We start from the raw sequence: 15,267 nt of genomic DNA, 5'->3' as shown, positions 1-15,267 counted from the left end.
CCAGGCTGAGCTGCGGTGGGGTCCCCGGGCGGAGGCGCGGTGGGGTCCCCAGGCTGAGCTGCGGTGGGGTCCCCGGGCGGAGGCGCGGTGGGGTCCCCAGGCTGAGCTGCGGTGGGGTCCCCGGGCGGAGGCGCGGTGGGGTCCCCAGGCTGAGCTGCGGTGGGGTCCCCGGGCGGAGGCGCGGTGGGGTCCCCAGGCTGAGCTGCGGTGGGGTCCCCGGGCGGAGGCGCGGTGGGGTCCCCAGGCTGAGCTGCGGTGGGGTCCCCAAAAGAGATGCAGTGGGTCCCCGGCAGCGGTGCAGTGGGTCCCCGGCAGCGGTGCAGTGGGTCCCCGGCAGCGGTGCGGCGGGTCCGCAGCAGCGGTGCGGTTGGTCCTCGGGAGCGGTGCGGTTGGCCCTCGGCAGAGGCGCGTTGGGTCCCCGCAGAGATGCGGTGGGGTCCGGGCAGCGGAACTACTGTGCGGAGATGCCGTGGCGACGCAGCACGTCGAGCACTTCCCCGTGCGTCAGCGGCGAAGTGACGGTGATGGTTTCGGCTGCCTCGTCGATGCTGACGCCCTGCGTGGAATCCAGGCTGCGCGCGGCGCGTTCGGCTTGATCGGCCTCGGCGGCGAAACGCGGAAGGTCATAGGTGTAGGTGGACATGGTGACTCCCGTCTGTGCGGAGGGTCCGCGATCCGGGCATAGCCGTCGCGGGCCCGGCCAAACCGGCCGACACTCCGGCAACCCGCCGCGATAGGAGTTTGACCTGGGGATCAGCGGGCATGCCCCCGACATGTTGACAATCATCGGGCTCATCGCTCTGCTGGGTGCTGTGACGGTGGGGGTGGCCGGCGTTCAGGCCAACAGCGGCGACAGCCACACACTGCCTTCGGGTTTCACTGTTTTCGACCATACCTATGGGGGATCGACCGGACTGTTGTTCGCCTACGGGATTCTCATCGGCGCGATCGGCACGGCGGGTTTCATCCTGATGCTGGCCGGTCTGTGGATGACGTCTCGCCGCGGCGCGGTGGCCCGGCGCGAGTTGCGGCAGTCGCGGCGCGAAATGGCCGCGGCCCGAAAGGAACTCGCGAAACCTGTCCCCGCCGCCGCGCCGGCGCGTAGCGTGGATGCGCCCCGGCAGCCGGCGGTTCCCATGACCAAGACGCCGCCTCGTTTCACGCGGCCGAACTGGTCGGTCCCGTTCCGCAAGAGTCCGGGCGCACCCGCCACCGAACCCGCCACCAAGTAGGACCCCGGTCCGCCAGAGGACACCGCATGCTCGCCGTGCTCGGCCTCGCACTCCTGGACGCCGGCTGGCTGCTCGCCACGCCGGCGTGCAGCTCTCTCGGAATCCTCGTGCTGACAGCGGCACTGATCCGATGGCTGCTGGGCGCGCCCGCCCGCTACCTCGCCAATCCCCGCTACTGACCGCGCCCGACCGGTTTCACACCGGTCGGCTAGCGTCGCAGTCATGACGGTGACGGTGCTGGTTCCCGACGAATACGGTTTCGCCGCGGTCGCGCGGCTGACAGGTGCGCGAGCGTTGCGGTACACCCTCGGCGAGCCGCTGCCCGCCGGCGCGGACGAGGCGGAGGTGTTCGTCCCCGCGTTCCTGGCGGCGCGTGCCGAAACGGTGGAGCTGGCGCGCTCGCTGCCGAAACTGCGATTGGTGCAACTGCTCACGGCCGGGGCCGAGATGTGGGTGGGCAAGCTGCCCGCCGAGGTGATGATCTCCACCGGGCGCGGCGCGCACGGCGCGAGCACGGCGGAATGGGCGATCACCGGATTGCTCTCGGTCTATCGGGAATTCACCGAGTTCGCGGTGGCGCAGCGCGAGCACCGCTGGACGCAGCATCGCACCGACACCTTGCACGGCAAGCGAATTCTGATCATCGGCGCGGGTGATCTGGCCACCGAGTTGCGCCGGATGCTGGCGCCGTTCGACACCACGGTAGAACTGGTCGGTACGTCGGCGCGTGCGGGTGTGCACGGCGCCGACGAAATCCCCGCGCTGCTACCGCATTTCGACGCGGTGGTGCTCATGGTGCCGGTGACCGCGTCCACGATCGGCCTGGTGGATGCCGAATTCCTCTCCCGCATGGCCGATCACGCCATCCTGGTCAATGCCGCGCGCGGGCCGGTGGTCCGCACCGACGACCTGCTGCGCGAACTCCAATCCGGCCGCCTGCGCGCCATTCTCGACGTCACCGATCCGGAGCCGCTGCCCGCCGACCATCCGCTCTGGGACGCTCCGGGCCTGCTGCTCACCCCGCATGTCGGCGGCAGCAGCACGGGAAACCTGCGGCGCGGCTGGGACATCGCCGTCGCGGAGATCGCCCGCTACCTGTCCGGGGAGCCGCCGCGCAATCTCGTCCACGGCGAATACTGAACCGGCACCCGTCGAGGCGAAGACGACCTACAACGTGTCCTTGCCGATCGGCCGATTGATCCCCCGCCACTCCCGCTCCCAGCGGGCATACCGTCTGGCGTCGAGCACGGTGCCGGTGAACCACACGGTTGCCGCGGCGGCACACCAGGTTTCGACCAGGACCGCCAACCCGGTCCCGACTCCCTCCGCGGCCGCCGCCCCCGGCCGCGAGGGCGCGATCGTCGGCTGCCCGTCCTTGACCCATAACGCCACCGCCGACCCCGCCGGCTGCGGCCCGGGTACATCCACGGTGGCTGTGCCGGTCTTGCCGTCGGCAGTCCATTGCACCGCAGCCTGATAGCGCGCCTGATTCCCCACATACCGGTCACTGTCGGGCAGCCGCACCGCATCCGCCGTCTCGGTCGCGGTCACCCTGGTCTTCCCCGCGTCCTGCGCCGCGATCCGCGCCTGCGCCCCCGTATAACTCGCCGTCCCGATCGCCCCCGCGATCGGCACCGCCGCCGCCACCACGATCACGGCGACGGCCCGCAACACCACCTCGACCCGATCCGAGACGCGCATCAGCTTGTTGGTGTTCCACGGCCGCACTCGCCACACGCGAGTCGCCAAAGGAGGACGCATCGACACCTGGACCGCCTCTCTCCACGCGTCGTTGTTCCGATTACATCGGTAGCTGTACCCACTCTGATACGCCATGAACCGGGTGAACGTCAAGGTCACAGCGCCGCGACTTCCGAAAGGGCCCGTCGGCGCGCATCTTCTCCCGGGGGGGCGGGGTTGGGCTCAGTTGCGGGAGTGGACTTCCAGGGCGGCCCGCACGGCGCTTTCCAGGGCGCCGGCGATCCAGGCGGGTTTGAGGGTGGTGTGGTCGCCGGCGAAATGGACTCGGCCTTCGACGGTGCGGGTCGCGTGATGTAGTTCGGTCAGCTGGTTGGGCATGGGGATGGCGGCTTCGCCGAGGGCGTAGTGGGCTTGCATCCAGCTTTGCGAGAGGCCGACGCCGGTGAATTCGCGCAGCACCGTGTCGGTTCCGAAGACGTCGGCCATTCCTCGCAGCGCGTGGTCGACGCGTTCGTCGGGGGTCAGCGAGTCCCAGCGCATGGCGTCGTCGGACCAGGTGTAGCTGGCCAGCACCACACCACCGGCCGGTGCCTGGCCACCGTCGGGCGCGTCGACGTGGGAGGGGAAGTACATGAATCGGTTGGGGTTGTCGGTGACGCAGCCGCCGCCTCGGAAGGCGTGCTCGCCCGCTTCCCAGAATCGAGTTTTGAACTCCAGCAGCACTTTTGTGGCCGCGTCCTGGTGGGTCGCGGTGACAGCGCGGCGCTTGGCATACGACAGGGCAGGTTCGAATTCACAAAAACGTATGGCGCTCAACGGGATCGCGACCACCGCGTAGTCGGCGTCGAGGGTCTGCGTCGAATCGGGGACACCGCTGGGTACGTCGTCCTGGTCGTATTCACCGATCGTGGTGACTCGCACCCCGGCGCCGGTCTGCTCGAGCCGGGTCATCTGCCGACCCATCTGGATCACCGGACCCAGTGCCGTAGTCAGCGCGTCGGTCAATGTGGCGGTGCCGCCCTCGAGTTCCCAGTAGGTCGCGTCCGGGCGGATCAGGGCGTGGTCGACGAGCATCGGGATGACGCCGTAGTGCAGCCGGGAGGTCAGGTTCTCGAGCGTGCCGACAGCCTGGATCTGCGGCAGTTCCCAGCCTTGGCGGTGCAGGAACTCTAGCGTCGACAGCGGTTCGTAATCGTTGAACAATCCCGTCCAGCCGGCGATCTGCTTGTCGATCGGCTGATCGCCGGGCACCGCGTACTTGCCGACCGCGGCGTCCAGGGCCGCCCGAGTCGTCGTGGTGAACGACGCGCCCCCGAAACCCTTGTTGATCCGGGCAGGGTTCGCGGCGTATTCCGCGCGGGTGACCCGGTCGCCATTGACGCGGATCAGGGTGTGCCCGGCCGCGTCCGGGAGCCGATACGCCGGTCCGCCAGCGTGATTGGTCCACGTCTCGCCGGTGAAGGATTTGTAGATCACCGGGGGCGCGGCCACGGGAGACGGCGTGGCAGGCAGCACGTCGGCGTTGTAGAACGGCCTGCGTTTCACCCCGAGCTTGTCGCACAGCGCCAGCGTCAGCGGGTGACTGTCCGGCAACCGCATCGCCCCGGCCTCGGCATACAACCGCGTGTCGGAGAACCGCCCGCGAAACGTCTTCACCCGCCCGCCCGTGCGACTGCTGTTGGCCTCCAACACCGTTACCTCGTGCCCGGCGTTGCGCAACAACCACGCCGTCGTCAACCCGGCGGGCCCCGCCCCGACCACCACCACCTTCTTCGGCGAACCGGCCCTGGGCAGCCCCTGATCGATGAGGATCCTCAAGTACTCCAGGGTCAGATCGGAGTTGTTGTCCCCGACCTGCAACATCTCCCGAGCCAACTCCTCACACGCATCCCGCGCCCCCACGGCGCCGACCGCCGGCAACGCCACCGCCCCGGGCATCCGCACCCCACCCGCGGCGACCCCGACAGCAACCGCACCGGCAGCAGCGAGAAACCCCCGCCGCCCGATCGTCCGTTCCGACATACTTCCGCGAATCCTTCCGGTCCGAAAAGTAGCTCGAGGATGATGAACCAGACGCCAGCAGAAAGCTATAGCAAATTCTCCGCAAATCTCCACGACACACGGCAGCGGTCCAGAGAGCCGCCAATGCCGCCGCACCGCCCAGCAACCACGCGCACTATGGGAGAACAGGCGACGCGGAAGCAGAGGACCGCCGATGTCTCTGGTGTACCGAGCGATATGGCAAGACGATCGCGTCGCGCACTGCGGAAGAACGCTCGAGGAGCTAACGGAGTGGGTGCACGAGAAGTACCCCGGGCTCGCGGTGCCCGAGAACGGGACCGCCGAAGCCAGCGTCCACACCCGCGGCGCACGCCGCGAAGTGGACATCAGCGTCCAATCCGCGGCCGGGACCGCCGAAGCTCTCACCGCACTGCGCGCGACCCTCACCGAAGCCTATTCCGATGGCAGCCAATGGAAGACGACCCTCCGCGTTTGGCAAGACCACACCGCCGGCGACGGATTCGCCTGGGTCGATCTGTCCGTGGTCGGCGAGGACATCAACGTGCGCACGCTCACCCCCGCGGCGCCGCGCTTGGTGCGCACCATGCTGGCGCACGCCGTCGCGCCCCGGGTCGAGGCTCATCCCATCTGGGTGGGCCCGCGCACATTCACCGGTACCGAGGGCGGTGAAGAGCTCGCGGAACTGATCTCCGATTTCGACCGCACCTTGCCGACCGTGGTTTTCGCCCGTGACGATGCGCGTTTCGCGGATCTGGGCCGCCCGGACCGGTATTCCTTCGACGACGTCGTCGCTCGAGTCGCCGTGAAGGTGGCCGGCGTCGCCAATATCGCCATCCTGGATTCGCCCGGCGCCGACGCGTTCACCGCGGCGCTGGGCAACAGCCACGGCGTATGGGACGGAGCATTTCGCGTCTACCTGCGCAACCTCGATCCCGCTGCGCCCGATGACTCCTGGCGTCACCGGTATGTCACCGCGGACCGCTACATGGGCGAGCAGTTGACCGCCGCCAACATCGTTGCCCGCATGCTCAGCACCATCTCACCTACCCGCCGCCCGCCTGAATCCTATGCCCGCGCAAAAGGATTGCTCGATATCGATCGAAAAGGCCAGCGCGACCACGAACAACTGATGTCCTACGCCGACAGTGAGATCGAGCGACTGACCCAGGAGATCATCGAGTTGCGCGACCAGGTCGGCGCCCGCGACGAGCAGATCCTCGGCTTCGAAATCGATCAGCTGGAGACGCTGCAACAGCTCGAAGCCGTCACCGAGAACGCGCGTAAGCTGCGGCAGCGCGTCGATTTCTGCGAGCACAACCACACCGCGACCGTCACGGGCAGCGCACTTCCCGCCGGTGATCCACTCGACGCGATCCCCACCACGGCCGCCAACTCCAGCGACGCCGTCGCCAAAGCCCGCCAGTATCTCTCGGATCGTTTGGTCATCCCGGATTCCGCGCCGAAAGACCTCGACAAGCTCGACTCCGCGGTCAACAGTTCCAGCTGGGGCCAGCATGCGTGGCGGGCGTTCCGGGCGCTGCACGCCTACGCCCGCGCCCTCGAAGCGGATCCGACCACTCGCGGCTTCTGGCAGTGGTGCGAGCATTCCCATGATCCGCTGGCCTGGCCGGCCCGGAACAAACGGCTGGCCATGACCGAGTCGGACAGCGTGATCAATAATGCCAAACGGCGCGCCCGGCGGGTGTTGCCGGTTTCCCGCGAGGTTGCGGACGGCGGCTATGTCTTCATGGGCGCGCACATGAAGATCGCCGAGGGCGGCGGTGATCTCGCGCCGCGCATCTATTTTCATGTCGATACCGGCAACGCCAAGGTGCATGTCGGGTTCTTCGGGCCGCATTCGCACATGCGCAATACCCGATCCTGACGCACAGCCGGGCGGTTACATCGCCGGCAGGCGGTCGCCTTGGACCAGTTCGATGTCCAGTTCGATGCGGATGGTGGTGCCGACTGCGGCTATGCCGGCTTGGACCATGGCGCTGTAGTCGATGGCGAAATCCTCTCGGTGCAGGAGGGTTTCGGCGTGGAAGGCGGCGCGGGTGCCGCCCCAGGGGTCGGGGCCGTGGCCGCCGTAGGTGACGGTGAGTTCGGTGGGGCGGGTGCGGCCGTGGAGGGTGAGGTCGCCGGGCATCAGCCAGGTGGTGGGGGCGGTGCGGCGGAAGCCTTTGCCGTGGAAGGTGATCAGAGGGTAGCGGTCGACGTCGAGGAAGTCGGCGGAGCGCAGATGGTCGTCGCGCAGGGCGATGCCGGTGTCGACGGTGGCGGCCTTGATTTCCGCGTATCCGGTGCTGTGCTCGAAGTTCTCGGCGATGTCCAGGCGGCCGCCGACCTCGGCGAAGCGGGCCTTGATGCCGGCGATGCCGAGGTGGCGGGCGGTGGCCAGGACGGTCGAGTGGGCCGGGTCGATGGTCCAGGGGCCGGGCGGCGGGGTGGCGACGGCGTCGGTGGCGCGTTCCAGGCGCACCGTGCCGAGACTGCCCGCGCCCCCGGCCGAGACGCGAGCGACCAGCGCGATCGGCTGGTGGCCGGGGGCGGTGACCACGGCCGTGTAGGTGCCCGCGGGCAGCGGCTCGGTGGCCGCCGCCCCGGTCGGATCGGACGCGGCGCGGGCGCGCTGGTGGCCGTCGAGATCGGTGACGGTGAGGACCGCGTCGGCGACGGGCCAGCCCTCGGGATCGCGGATCTCGACGGTCAACCCGGTCACGACAGCCTCGCCTCGGGATCGGTGCTGCCGTGGCGCACCGGAAGCGATTCGGGCGCAGCACCTTCCAGGTCGTACCCGAGGTCGACCGAATACTCGACCTCGCCGCCGCGCACGACCACCTGACCGGTCACCGCCGGATACCCGCGCGCGATAACGGTGTACGCGCCCGAGTCCAGGTCGGTGAGGGTGTAGCGGCCCTCGGCGTCGGTGCGGGTGGTCGCGATCGGCGTGCCCGCGCCGTCGAGCACGGTGACCTGAGCGTTGGCCAACCCCTGACCGTCCGCGCGGACCATGCCGACCAGCGCGGCGGTCGGGGTCAGCTCGATATCGTGGCGCAACAGACCCCCGACGGGCACCACCAGCGCGGTTGCCGTGGGACGCAGGCGTTCTGCCGCGGCGACCAAGGTGTAGGTGCCCGCGCCGATGCCGTGGCAGACGTAGCGGCCGTCCTCACCGGAGATCGCCGCACCGACCACCTCGCCGCGCAGATCGGTCACGGTGATGGTCACCCCGGCAAGCGGTGCACCGGCGGCGGTACGCACTTGTCCGGACAATTCGCCCGAACCTTCCAGCGTCAGGTCCAGTTCCGGCGTCCGCCCGTCGACCGACACGTTCACCGCGACCGGCGTATGCCCATTGGCCGAGGCGATGAGCACGAAGCTGCCCGAGACGGGCGCGTCGATGCGATAGCGGCCGTCCTCGCCACCGGTCGCACGCGAAACCTGATGTCCGCGTTGATCGATCAGGGTGAGCGCGGCCCCCGACACCGCACCGCCGTCGGCACGCTGGATCCGGCCGCCGATCGTCGCCCCGCCGGACGCACCGCCGGCAGCGCTCGCCGCCGCAGGCGAGATCCGTTGCGCCGCCTGCACTTCGGCGGCACGCATGCCGTTGGCAGCCGGGTCGGCGTGCCCCGATCCGACCCGCGCCAGCACCGGCTCGGGCTGCGAGATCACCTGCGCCGCACCTTCCCACACCTGATCCTCGGCCCACTCCGCCTCGGCCGCCCGCGCCGTATCGTCCACTGCCGGAGACGGTTCGGCGGCCCCCGGAGCCTCCTGCAGCGGAATCTCCTTCATGAACAGCAGCACCACACACGCCACCAGCGCGACCCCGCCCGCGGCCCAGAACACCCCGTGCAGCGAGTTGGTGAACCCGATCAGAATCGGCTCGCGCACCTGCGCCGGCAGCGCCGCGATCCCGGAGGTGTTGGACTGCACGCTGGCGAGTTTGTCGGCCGGGAAGCCGGGCGGCAGGTGACCCCCGAACGCGTCGGTGATCTTGTGCGGCAGCAGGTTGAACAGGATGGTCAGGAACACCGCGACCCCCAGCGTGCCGCCGACCTGCCGGAAGAAGGTCGCCGCCGCGGTGGAAACGCCCATGTCCGACCGCGGTCCGGCATTCTGCACCGCGATGATGAGCGTCTGCATGCAGCCGCCCAGCCCGAGGCCGATGATGCCGCCGTAGACCAGCGGCTGCCACAGCGCGGAGTCGTAGTGCACGGTCGCGTACAGCGCGGCGCCGCAGGCGATCACGAAGGTGCCCACCACGGGCAGGATCTTGTATCGCCCGGTGCGCTTGGTGACCTGCCCGGAGGCCAGCGACCCGATCATGATGCCGGCCACCAGCGGCAGCATCAGCAGTCCCGCCTTGGTCGGCGAGAACCCGCGCACCACCTGCAGATACAGCGGCACCATGGAGATCGCGCCGAACATGGCGATGCCGACCACGAACCCGCCCACGATGCACACCGTGAAGGTGGAATTCTTGAACAGCCGCAAGGGAATCAGCGCGGCGTCGCCCATCAGGTGCTCGACGAAGACGAACAGCGCCAGACCCACGACCCCGATCACGTAGCAGGCGATCGAGCGGCCCGACCCCCAGCCCCAGCCGCGGCCCTGTTCGGCCACCACCAGCAGCGGCACCACGCAGATGGCCAGCGCCACCGCGCCGCCCCAGTCCACGCGCAGATCACGCCGCTGATGCGGGACATTGAGCACGCGCGCCACCACGCCGAGCGCGAGCACGCCGATCGGGACGTTCACCAGGAACACCCAGCGCCAGCCCTCGAGCCCCCACAGGTGGTCGAAGCCGGAGAACCAGCCGCCCAGCACCGGCCCGAGCACGGTGGCGACACCGAAGACCATCATGAAATAGCCCTGGTAGCGCGACCTTTCCCGGGGCGGCACGATATCGCCGATAATGGTCATGGCCAGCGACATGAGCCCGCCCGCGCCCAGCCCCTGGAAGGCCCGGAATCCGGCCAGCTCGTACATGGAGGTGGCGAAGGTGCAGGCCGCGGACCCGATGACGAACAGGGCGATCGCGGTGAGATAGAACGATTTTCGCCCGTAGATGTCGGCGAGCTTGCCGTAGAGCGGCGTCGAGATGGTGGCCGTGATCAGGTAGGCGGTGGTGGCCCAGGCCTGCTGGTCGAATCCGTGCAAGCTGTTGGCGATCTTGACGATTGCCACGCTGACGATGTTCTGGTCGAGCGCGGCCAGGAACATGCCCAGCAGCAGTCCGGACAGGATGGTGAGAATCTGCCGGTGGGACAGCCGGGGCGGTGCGCTCGCGGGTTGCCCCGCGCGTTCGTCGATCGTCGCTGTTGTCATGTGTCGAAGCTCTATTCCGAATCGAGTGTTGCGGTCGAGTTTTCGATGCCGTCCACGAGCCGGGCCAGCAGACCCGTCAGCGCCGCGCGGTCGGCGGCCGACCAGTCTGCCACCAGCTCGGCGATCCACCGATTGCGCAGCCTCCGGTTCTCCGCGAAGACCCGCCGCCCTTCGGCGGTGGCCTCGAGGACGCAGGCGCGCCCGTCGATCGGATCGGCGCGGCGTTCGATCAGCCCGTGGCTCACCAGGTTCCGGGTCTGCCGGCTGACCGTGGAGATCTCGGCATGCAGCTGTTCGGCGAGTTTGCCGGTGCGCTGCGGGCCGTCGTGGACGAGGGTGAACAGCATGGCGTAGGCCAACTGCTCGAGACCTTCGGGACCATGCTTGATCACCCGATGCCTGGCCCTGCCGACGGCGCGCAACAGCCGAATCAGTTGCGCCCCGAGAACATCGGCGTCCCCCAGCGCCCCCGGGTCCGACAGTTCGGCGGCGCTGGGGTCGCTGGAGGTGAGAGCCATGATCGGTTCCTACTCACACTTACTTAGCACTTACAACTACTTGCTGGTGCCAACTATACGCACGTTCGTCGGCAAACTTCCAGCCCCACCCCCGAGGCCGGCGAACGCCCACCAGACAGACTCTGCCGCAACGCATTTCACGGTCCCTCGCAGCGGATCCGACGGCGCGGAGGCGGGATCGACCCCACGCGCTCGACGCGAGGACGCCTTTGGCGTGTTTGCCCAAGCCTGACGCGTTTCGCACTGGCCGGGTGGCGATTATGTAGCAACACTGAGTATTCCCACCACACCGAGAGGTATGGCCGGTTTACGCGTCTGTACACCGCAGCGAGGAGGCATCGTGTCGTCGTACACCCGGGAGGTCGCCGTCGCCTATGTGATCCACGCGTTGGAGGCCAAGGGCACGGCGACGCGTGACGATTTCGACGTGAACGGCATCGTCACCGCATCCCACGCGATCACCGAGGACTGGGATTTCGCGGCCATGGAGCGATCCCTGTTCTGGGGGATCGCCGCCGGATTCATGAAGGTGTGACGCGTGGCGCGTGCCCGCGAGTGACCACCGCCCAGCGCAATGCCGCCCGCCGCATGGACGCCGGATCGGCGTAACCGAGCAGTTCGGCCTGCCGGCTGCGGCTCACCGGGCCGGTGCTGGAGGCGGCCGCCAGCCGCGCCGAGCGGGCCCGGTCCAGCTCGCGCCGCCACGTGGTGCCCGCCTCGGCCAGCCGTCGTTGCAGGGTGCGCGGACTGGTGGCCAGCCGACGCGAAACCCGTTCCAGCGACACCTCTCCCGCGTCGAGCGCCTCGGCCACCGCCACCGCGACCCGTTCCGGCCACGCCGTCGCCAGCGGCGGAGGCGGCGGCAGGGCCTCGGCCAGCGGTTTCAGGACGGCCGCGAGCACCGGGTCGGCGGTGGTGAGCGGCAGCTCCAGATCGGCGGGACGGAAGACCATCGCATCGGTGTCGGCCTCGAATTCGAGGACGGCGTCGCCGAATACGTCGCGATACGCGTCCAGGCGCGGCGGGGCCGAGCGCCGCAGGGTGACCCGCACCGGATTCAGCGGGCCCTCGATCACCCGCCGCGCCCGGGTGAGTACCGCGGTCAGCCCCCACAGCTGGGTGTGGTCGCGGGTCGCCGGCCCGCCGTCGACCATGTCGAGCCGCAGCGCCGGGCCGTGGTCGGTGCCGACGAGATCGAAACGATGATTGGTGGTGACCGCGCTGACGTATGGCCCGCAGGTCGCCAGGCCCGCGCCGAGCGTGGGCGCGCTGCTGAACAGATAGTCGTAGAGCCCGGTGGCCTTGAGCTGGTATCGGCTCGCCACCCGCAAGGCCACATTCGGGTCGCCCAGCTGCCGCGCCCCGATTTCCCAGAGACGCCAGAAGGATTCGCTGGGCACGTGCACGCCGCCGCCGCTGAGTGTCCAGTCCGGCACCCCGCACTCCCGGATCAGGCGATCGCGATCCAGCCCCATCGCCGTCAGCTGGGAGATCACGAACCGATGCAACAGCGTCTGATCGGTGCCCAACGTCCCTCCAACCCCTCATCCGTCCACCCCGGAGGGCACAGGCTATACCGCGTGTTCGCGGGAAACCAGGTCGATCGGTTTCCGGGTGCGAAATCCACGGATCCCGTTGTCCTCAGGCCCCGATCGCGGCGGCCATGGCGGGCCAGAAGGCGTGCAGGTCGTCTTGCCAGTAACCCCAGGAGTGGGTGCCCGGGTGGGGGCGATAGTCGGCGGGAATGCCGAGTTCGGCCAGGCGGGCGGCGAGGTGGCGGGTGCATTCGCTGGTGGCGGCCTCGATGACGCCGCCCTCGGTGAGCTGGGTGAGCAGCAGTGGGGCGTTCCCGTCGATACGCGGGTCGGTGAGGGTGTCGTGGCCGTCGGGCAGGCCGCTGCCGGCGGCGAGGTAGAGGGTGTGGCCGCGCAGCCGATCGGCATGCAGGAACGCGTCATTGGCGGCCCAGGCGGGACTGCCGAACGGCCCCCACATGTTCTCGACGTCGCCGCCGCCGCGGACGTGAGTGGTCAGGTAGACATACGCCTGCCCGAGCGGGCTGCTGGTTTCCGCGCACCCGCTGAACGCGCCGACCGCCTCGTACAATTGCGGCGCCGCTTCGGCGAGCGCCAGCGCCGAGGTGCTCGACATCGACAGTCCCACAATCGCATTGCGGCCGGAGGAGTGCAGGACGGCGTCCATGATCGGCGGCAGCTCGGTGGTCAGATACGTCGCCCACCTGTTGCGCCCGAGCACCGGATCGTCGCGCTGCCAATCGGTGTAGTAGGTGCCCGCTCCCCCGTGCGGGATCACCACGTCGACCCCGGTGCCGGGAGCGAATCGCAGCAGATCGGTCATCGTCGGCCAGTCGACCGGATCCTCGGCGCGCACCGCACCGAAGAGCAGGTACGCGATCGGCCGTCCGGCGCTGCCGCTTTCGGGCACCAGCACGTCCTGTTCGATGACGCGATCCATGGCCGCGGAATAGACGTACACCGCGAGTTCGTGGGGGCCCTCGCGTTCGATCCGGTCCAGATACGCGCCGTCGGCATGCGCGCTCGCCGTCGCGAGCGGGGTGAGCGTGCAGACCGCGGCCAGCAGGACCGCGAGCACCGCCTCGCGCAGCGTACGAGCATGTTTCATCGACCCGCCACCTCGGCTTTCGGCGGCTGCCGCACGGAGTCGGCCGCCACTTCCAGGTTAGGAAGTCGATCGCGAGGAAACCGTGGATTCCGCTGTCGCTCTGCCCAATCGAGACCTGCGGCTCAGACCGTGTAGCCGCCGTCGACGTCGAGGCATTGGCCGGTGATGAAATCCGCGCGGTCGCAGGCGAGGAAGGCGACGGCTTCGGCGATGTCCTCGGCGTTCCCGAAGCGGCGCAAGGGGATATTGCGGCGGGTGATGTCGAGGGCGTGCTGGTCGAGCTCACCGGAGGAGATGAGCCGCTCGGCCATGCCGTCGGTGAGCATGCCCGGACCGACGCAGTTCACCCGGACGCCATAGCGGCCCTCCTCGGAGGCGAGGGCGCGCGCCACCGCCTCCACCGCGCCCTTGGTGCCGGAGGACAGGCCGTCGCGGACCGGAAAACGCCGGGTGGCGGCGGTGGTGACCGCGACGACCGCACCCCGTGCCGCACGCAGCAGCGGCAGGGTCGCGTGCATGAGGTTGAAGAACGCCGCGGCGTCGGCGTTCAACTGGTCCCGGTACTGCCGCGGCGTCACGGCGCTCAGATGGACCATCGGCACGTGCGGCCCGGCGGCGTAGACCACGGTGTGCAGGCTGCCGAATTCCTCGCGGAACCGGTCGACGACCTCGGCCACGGCGTCGGGATCGGTGAGGTCGAGCGACCAGGCCCGGCTCGTCCGTCCCACCGCCGCAACGTCTTTCGCCAGCCGCTCGGCGGCGTCGCGGTTCGAGCGGTAGGTGAGGCCGATGTGGCTGCCGCGCTCGGCGAGCGTCCGCACGATGGCCGCGCCGATGCCGCCGGTGCCACCGGCGATCAGCGCGGCGCCTTCGCGTTCCCGGAAGTCGTCGATCACTCCAGCTCCTTCGACCAAGCATTTGCTTGGTAATAGTAGCGCAGGGATCACCGACGGCACCCCGGGCCCACCCGCACCGCACATCGCGGCTTCGATCAGGCCGCGGGCCAATCGTTTTCGGTCCGCGCCACCTTGTTGACGTAGTTCGTCAGCGTTTGCAGGGCGACCAGCGCCACGATCTCGAGCACCTGCTCCTCGCTCCACCCGGCCGCCAGCACCGCGGCCGGGTCGGCCTTGCCCCGGGTTTCGGTCAGCTCGCGCGCGAAGGCCACGGCCGCGGCCTCTTTCGGGTCCGCGGAGCTGCCCTGCTTGGCGGCTTCCACCTCGGCGTCGCTGAGCTTGGCCACCCGCTTGCCGGCGAAGGTGTGCGCGGCCACGCAGTACCCGCAGTCGTTGGACGCCCCGACGGTCAGCGCGATGCGCTCGGAGGTCGGCGCGGGCAGCGTGCCGTCCTTCAGCGCGCCCATCAGGCCGAGGTAGCCGGTCAGCACGGCATCCGAATTGGCCATCACCTTGGTCATATTGGGCACTCGCCCCAAGCGCTGACGCACCTGGCCGAACAATGGGTGGTCTTGAACCGGCTCGAACATTCGTTCACTCACTCTCTGATGTGCGGGCGGCGCGGGCGGCGTTGCGGGTGAGCGCGGCGGCGTTCCAGATCGCGTAGACGGTCACCGCGTAGGGCACCCAGGTCGGGTGATGCGCGCCGATCAGCACCGCGGTGGCGATCCCGAGGGCGAGGGCGCGGATCACGATTCCGTTGTGCGCCAGGCTGCGCAGCACCGGCCACGCCGGCGACGCGGAGGTTTCGATTGTTGACACGCCTCAAACCGTAGGGTCGGCGCGGACCCCGCTCCGGGGACAATTCCCGCCAACAACCGGATGCGCGACGCCATCGCTTCCGAACGGTGCGATCAG

The 15,267-nt window shown here is 69.3% G+C and carries 16 protein-coding genes; 5 read left to right on the top strand and 11 right to left on the bottom strand.

The features are described 5' to 3' along the window. Positions 1–451: 451 nt before the first annotated feature. Entirely contained in the window at positions 452–643 is a 192-nt protein-coding gene (locus tag D7D52_RS23490; RefSeq protein ID WP_120739680.1) for a hypothetical protein, read from the bottom strand. A 130-nt stretch (positions 644–773) separates the two neighbouring features. Between D7D52_RS23490 and D7D52_RS23485 the strand changes: the two genes are divergently transcribed. Genes D7D52_RS23485 through D7D52_RS23480 form a run of 3 tightly spaced genes read left to right on the top strand, consistent with a single transcriptional unit; the run spans position 774 to position 2,372 of the window. Then, on the top strand, positions 774–1,232 hold the full coding sequence (locus D7D52_RS23485) for a LapA family protein (protein WP_120739677.1): 459 nt from the start codon (positions 774–776) through the stop codon (positions 1,230–1,232). 26 nt (positions 1,233–1,258) lie between these two features. Further along, positions 1,259–1,411, top strand: a complete 153-nt coding sequence (locus tag D7D52_RS37955) for a hypothetical protein (RefSeq protein WP_162958496.1) — start codon at positions 1,259–1,261, stop codon at positions 1,409–1,411. Positions 1,412–1,454: 43 nt separating this feature from the next. Further along, positions 1,455–2,372 carry a 2-hydroxyacid dehydrogenase gene (locus tag D7D52_RS23480; RefSeq protein WP_120739675.1) on the top strand — a complete coding sequence of 306 codons (918 nt, stop codon included), beginning with the start codon at positions 1,455–1,457 and terminating at the stop codon, positions 2,370–2,372. A 27-nt stretch (positions 2,373–2,399) separates the two neighbouring features. On the opposite strand, the gene D7D52_RS23475 is transcribed toward D7D52_RS23480, so the two are convergent. Then, entirely contained in the window at positions 2,400–2,993 is a 594-nt protein-coding gene (locus D7D52_RS23475) for an Rv1733c family protein (RefSeq protein WP_162958495.1), read from the bottom strand. A gap of 162 nt (positions 2,994–3,155) precedes the next feature. Further along, positions 3,156–4,955 (bottom strand): flavin monoamine oxidase family protein, encoded by a 1,800-nt coding sequence (locus D7D52_RS23470; protein WP_120739670.1) that lies wholly within the window; start codon positions 4,953–4,955, stop codon positions 3,156–3,158. 274 nt (positions 4,956–5,229) lie between these two features. Between D7D52_RS23470 and D7D52_RS23465 the strand changes: the two genes are divergently transcribed. After that, the gene (locus tag D7D52_RS23465; protein WP_120739668.1) at positions 5,230–6,840 is read left to right on the top strand and encodes a hypothetical protein; all 1,611 of its coding nucleotides are present in this window, start codon (positions 5,230–5,232) and stop codon (positions 6,838–6,840) included. Positions 6,841–6,855: 15 nt separating this feature from the next. On the opposite strand, the gene D7D52_RS23460 is transcribed toward D7D52_RS23465, so the two are convergent. The 3 genes from D7D52_RS23460 to D7D52_RS23450 are packed head-to-tail and all read right to left on the bottom strand — an operon-like array spanning position 6,856 to position 10,810. Further along, complete coding sequence (locus D7D52_RS23460; RefSeq protein WP_120739666.1) at positions 6,856–7,677, bottom strand: YceI family protein; 822 nt, start codon at positions 7,675–7,677, stop codon at positions 6,856–6,858. Then, positions 7,674–10,292: an MFS transporter gene (locus D7D52_RS23455; protein WP_120739664.1), complete on the bottom strand. Its 2,619-nt coding sequence runs from the start codon at positions 10,290–10,292 to the stop codon at positions 7,674–7,676. The genes D7D52_RS23460 and D7D52_RS23455 overlap by 4 nt, the downstream gene beginning before the upstream one ends. An 11-nt stretch (positions 10,293–10,303) precedes the next feature. Beyond that, positions 10,304–10,810: a MarR family winged helix-turn-helix transcriptional regulator gene (locus tag D7D52_RS23450; protein WP_120739662.1), complete on the bottom strand. Its 507-nt coding sequence runs from the start codon at positions 10,808–10,810 to the stop codon at positions 10,304–10,306. A 340-nt stretch (positions 10,811–11,150) separates the two neighbouring features. Between D7D52_RS23450 and D7D52_RS23445 the strand changes: the two genes are divergently transcribed. Beyond that, on the top strand, positions 11,151–11,345 hold the full coding sequence (locus D7D52_RS23445) for a hypothetical protein (protein ID WP_246023247.1): 195 nt from the start codon (positions 11,151–11,153) through the stop codon (positions 11,343–11,345). Here D7D52_RS23445 and D7D52_RS23440 read toward each other — a convergent pair. The 5 genes from D7D52_RS23440 to D7D52_RS23420 form a co-directional block, all read right to left on the bottom strand. Then, positions 11,332–12,339, bottom strand: a complete 1,008-nt coding sequence (locus D7D52_RS23440; protein WP_120739658.1) for an AraC family transcriptional regulator ligand-binding domain-containing protein — start codon at positions 12,337–12,339, stop codon at positions 11,332–11,334. The genes D7D52_RS23445 and D7D52_RS23440 overlap by 14 nt on opposite strands. A gap of 112 nt (positions 12,340–12,451) precedes the next feature. Continuing rightward, positions 12,452–13,453 (bottom strand): alpha/beta hydrolase, encoded by a 1,002-nt coding sequence (locus D7D52_RS23435; protein ID WP_120739656.1) that lies wholly within the window; start codon positions 13,451–13,453, stop codon positions 12,452–12,454. A 122-nt stretch (positions 13,454–13,575) separates the two neighbouring features. Further along, on the bottom strand, positions 13,576–14,346 hold the full coding sequence (locus tag D7D52_RS23430; protein ID WP_246024045.1) for an SDR family NAD(P)-dependent oxidoreductase: 771 nt from the start codon (positions 14,344–14,346) through the stop codon (positions 13,576–13,578). Positions 14,347–14,444: 98 nt separating this feature from the next. Continuing rightward, positions 14,445–14,939 (bottom strand): carboxymuconolactone decarboxylase family protein, encoded by a 495-nt coding sequence (locus D7D52_RS23425; protein WP_222932661.1) that lies wholly within the window; start codon positions 14,937–14,939, stop codon positions 14,445–14,447. A 4-nt stretch (positions 14,940–14,943) separates the two neighbouring features. Beyond that, entirely contained in the window at positions 14,944–15,171 is a 228-nt protein-coding gene (locus D7D52_RS23420) for a hypothetical protein (RefSeq protein WP_162958494.1), read from the bottom strand. Positions 15,172–15,267: the final 96 nt, after the last annotated feature.

Origin of the sequence: Nocardia yunnanensis (assembly GCF_003626895.1) — a bacterium.
Classification (GTDB): Bacteria; Actinomycetota; Actinomycetes; order Mycobacteriales; family Mycobacteriaceae; genus Nocardia; species Nocardia yunnanensis.
Note: the sequence above shows the minus strand (reverse complement) of the source record. Positions and strands in the feature narration are given on the sequence as shown.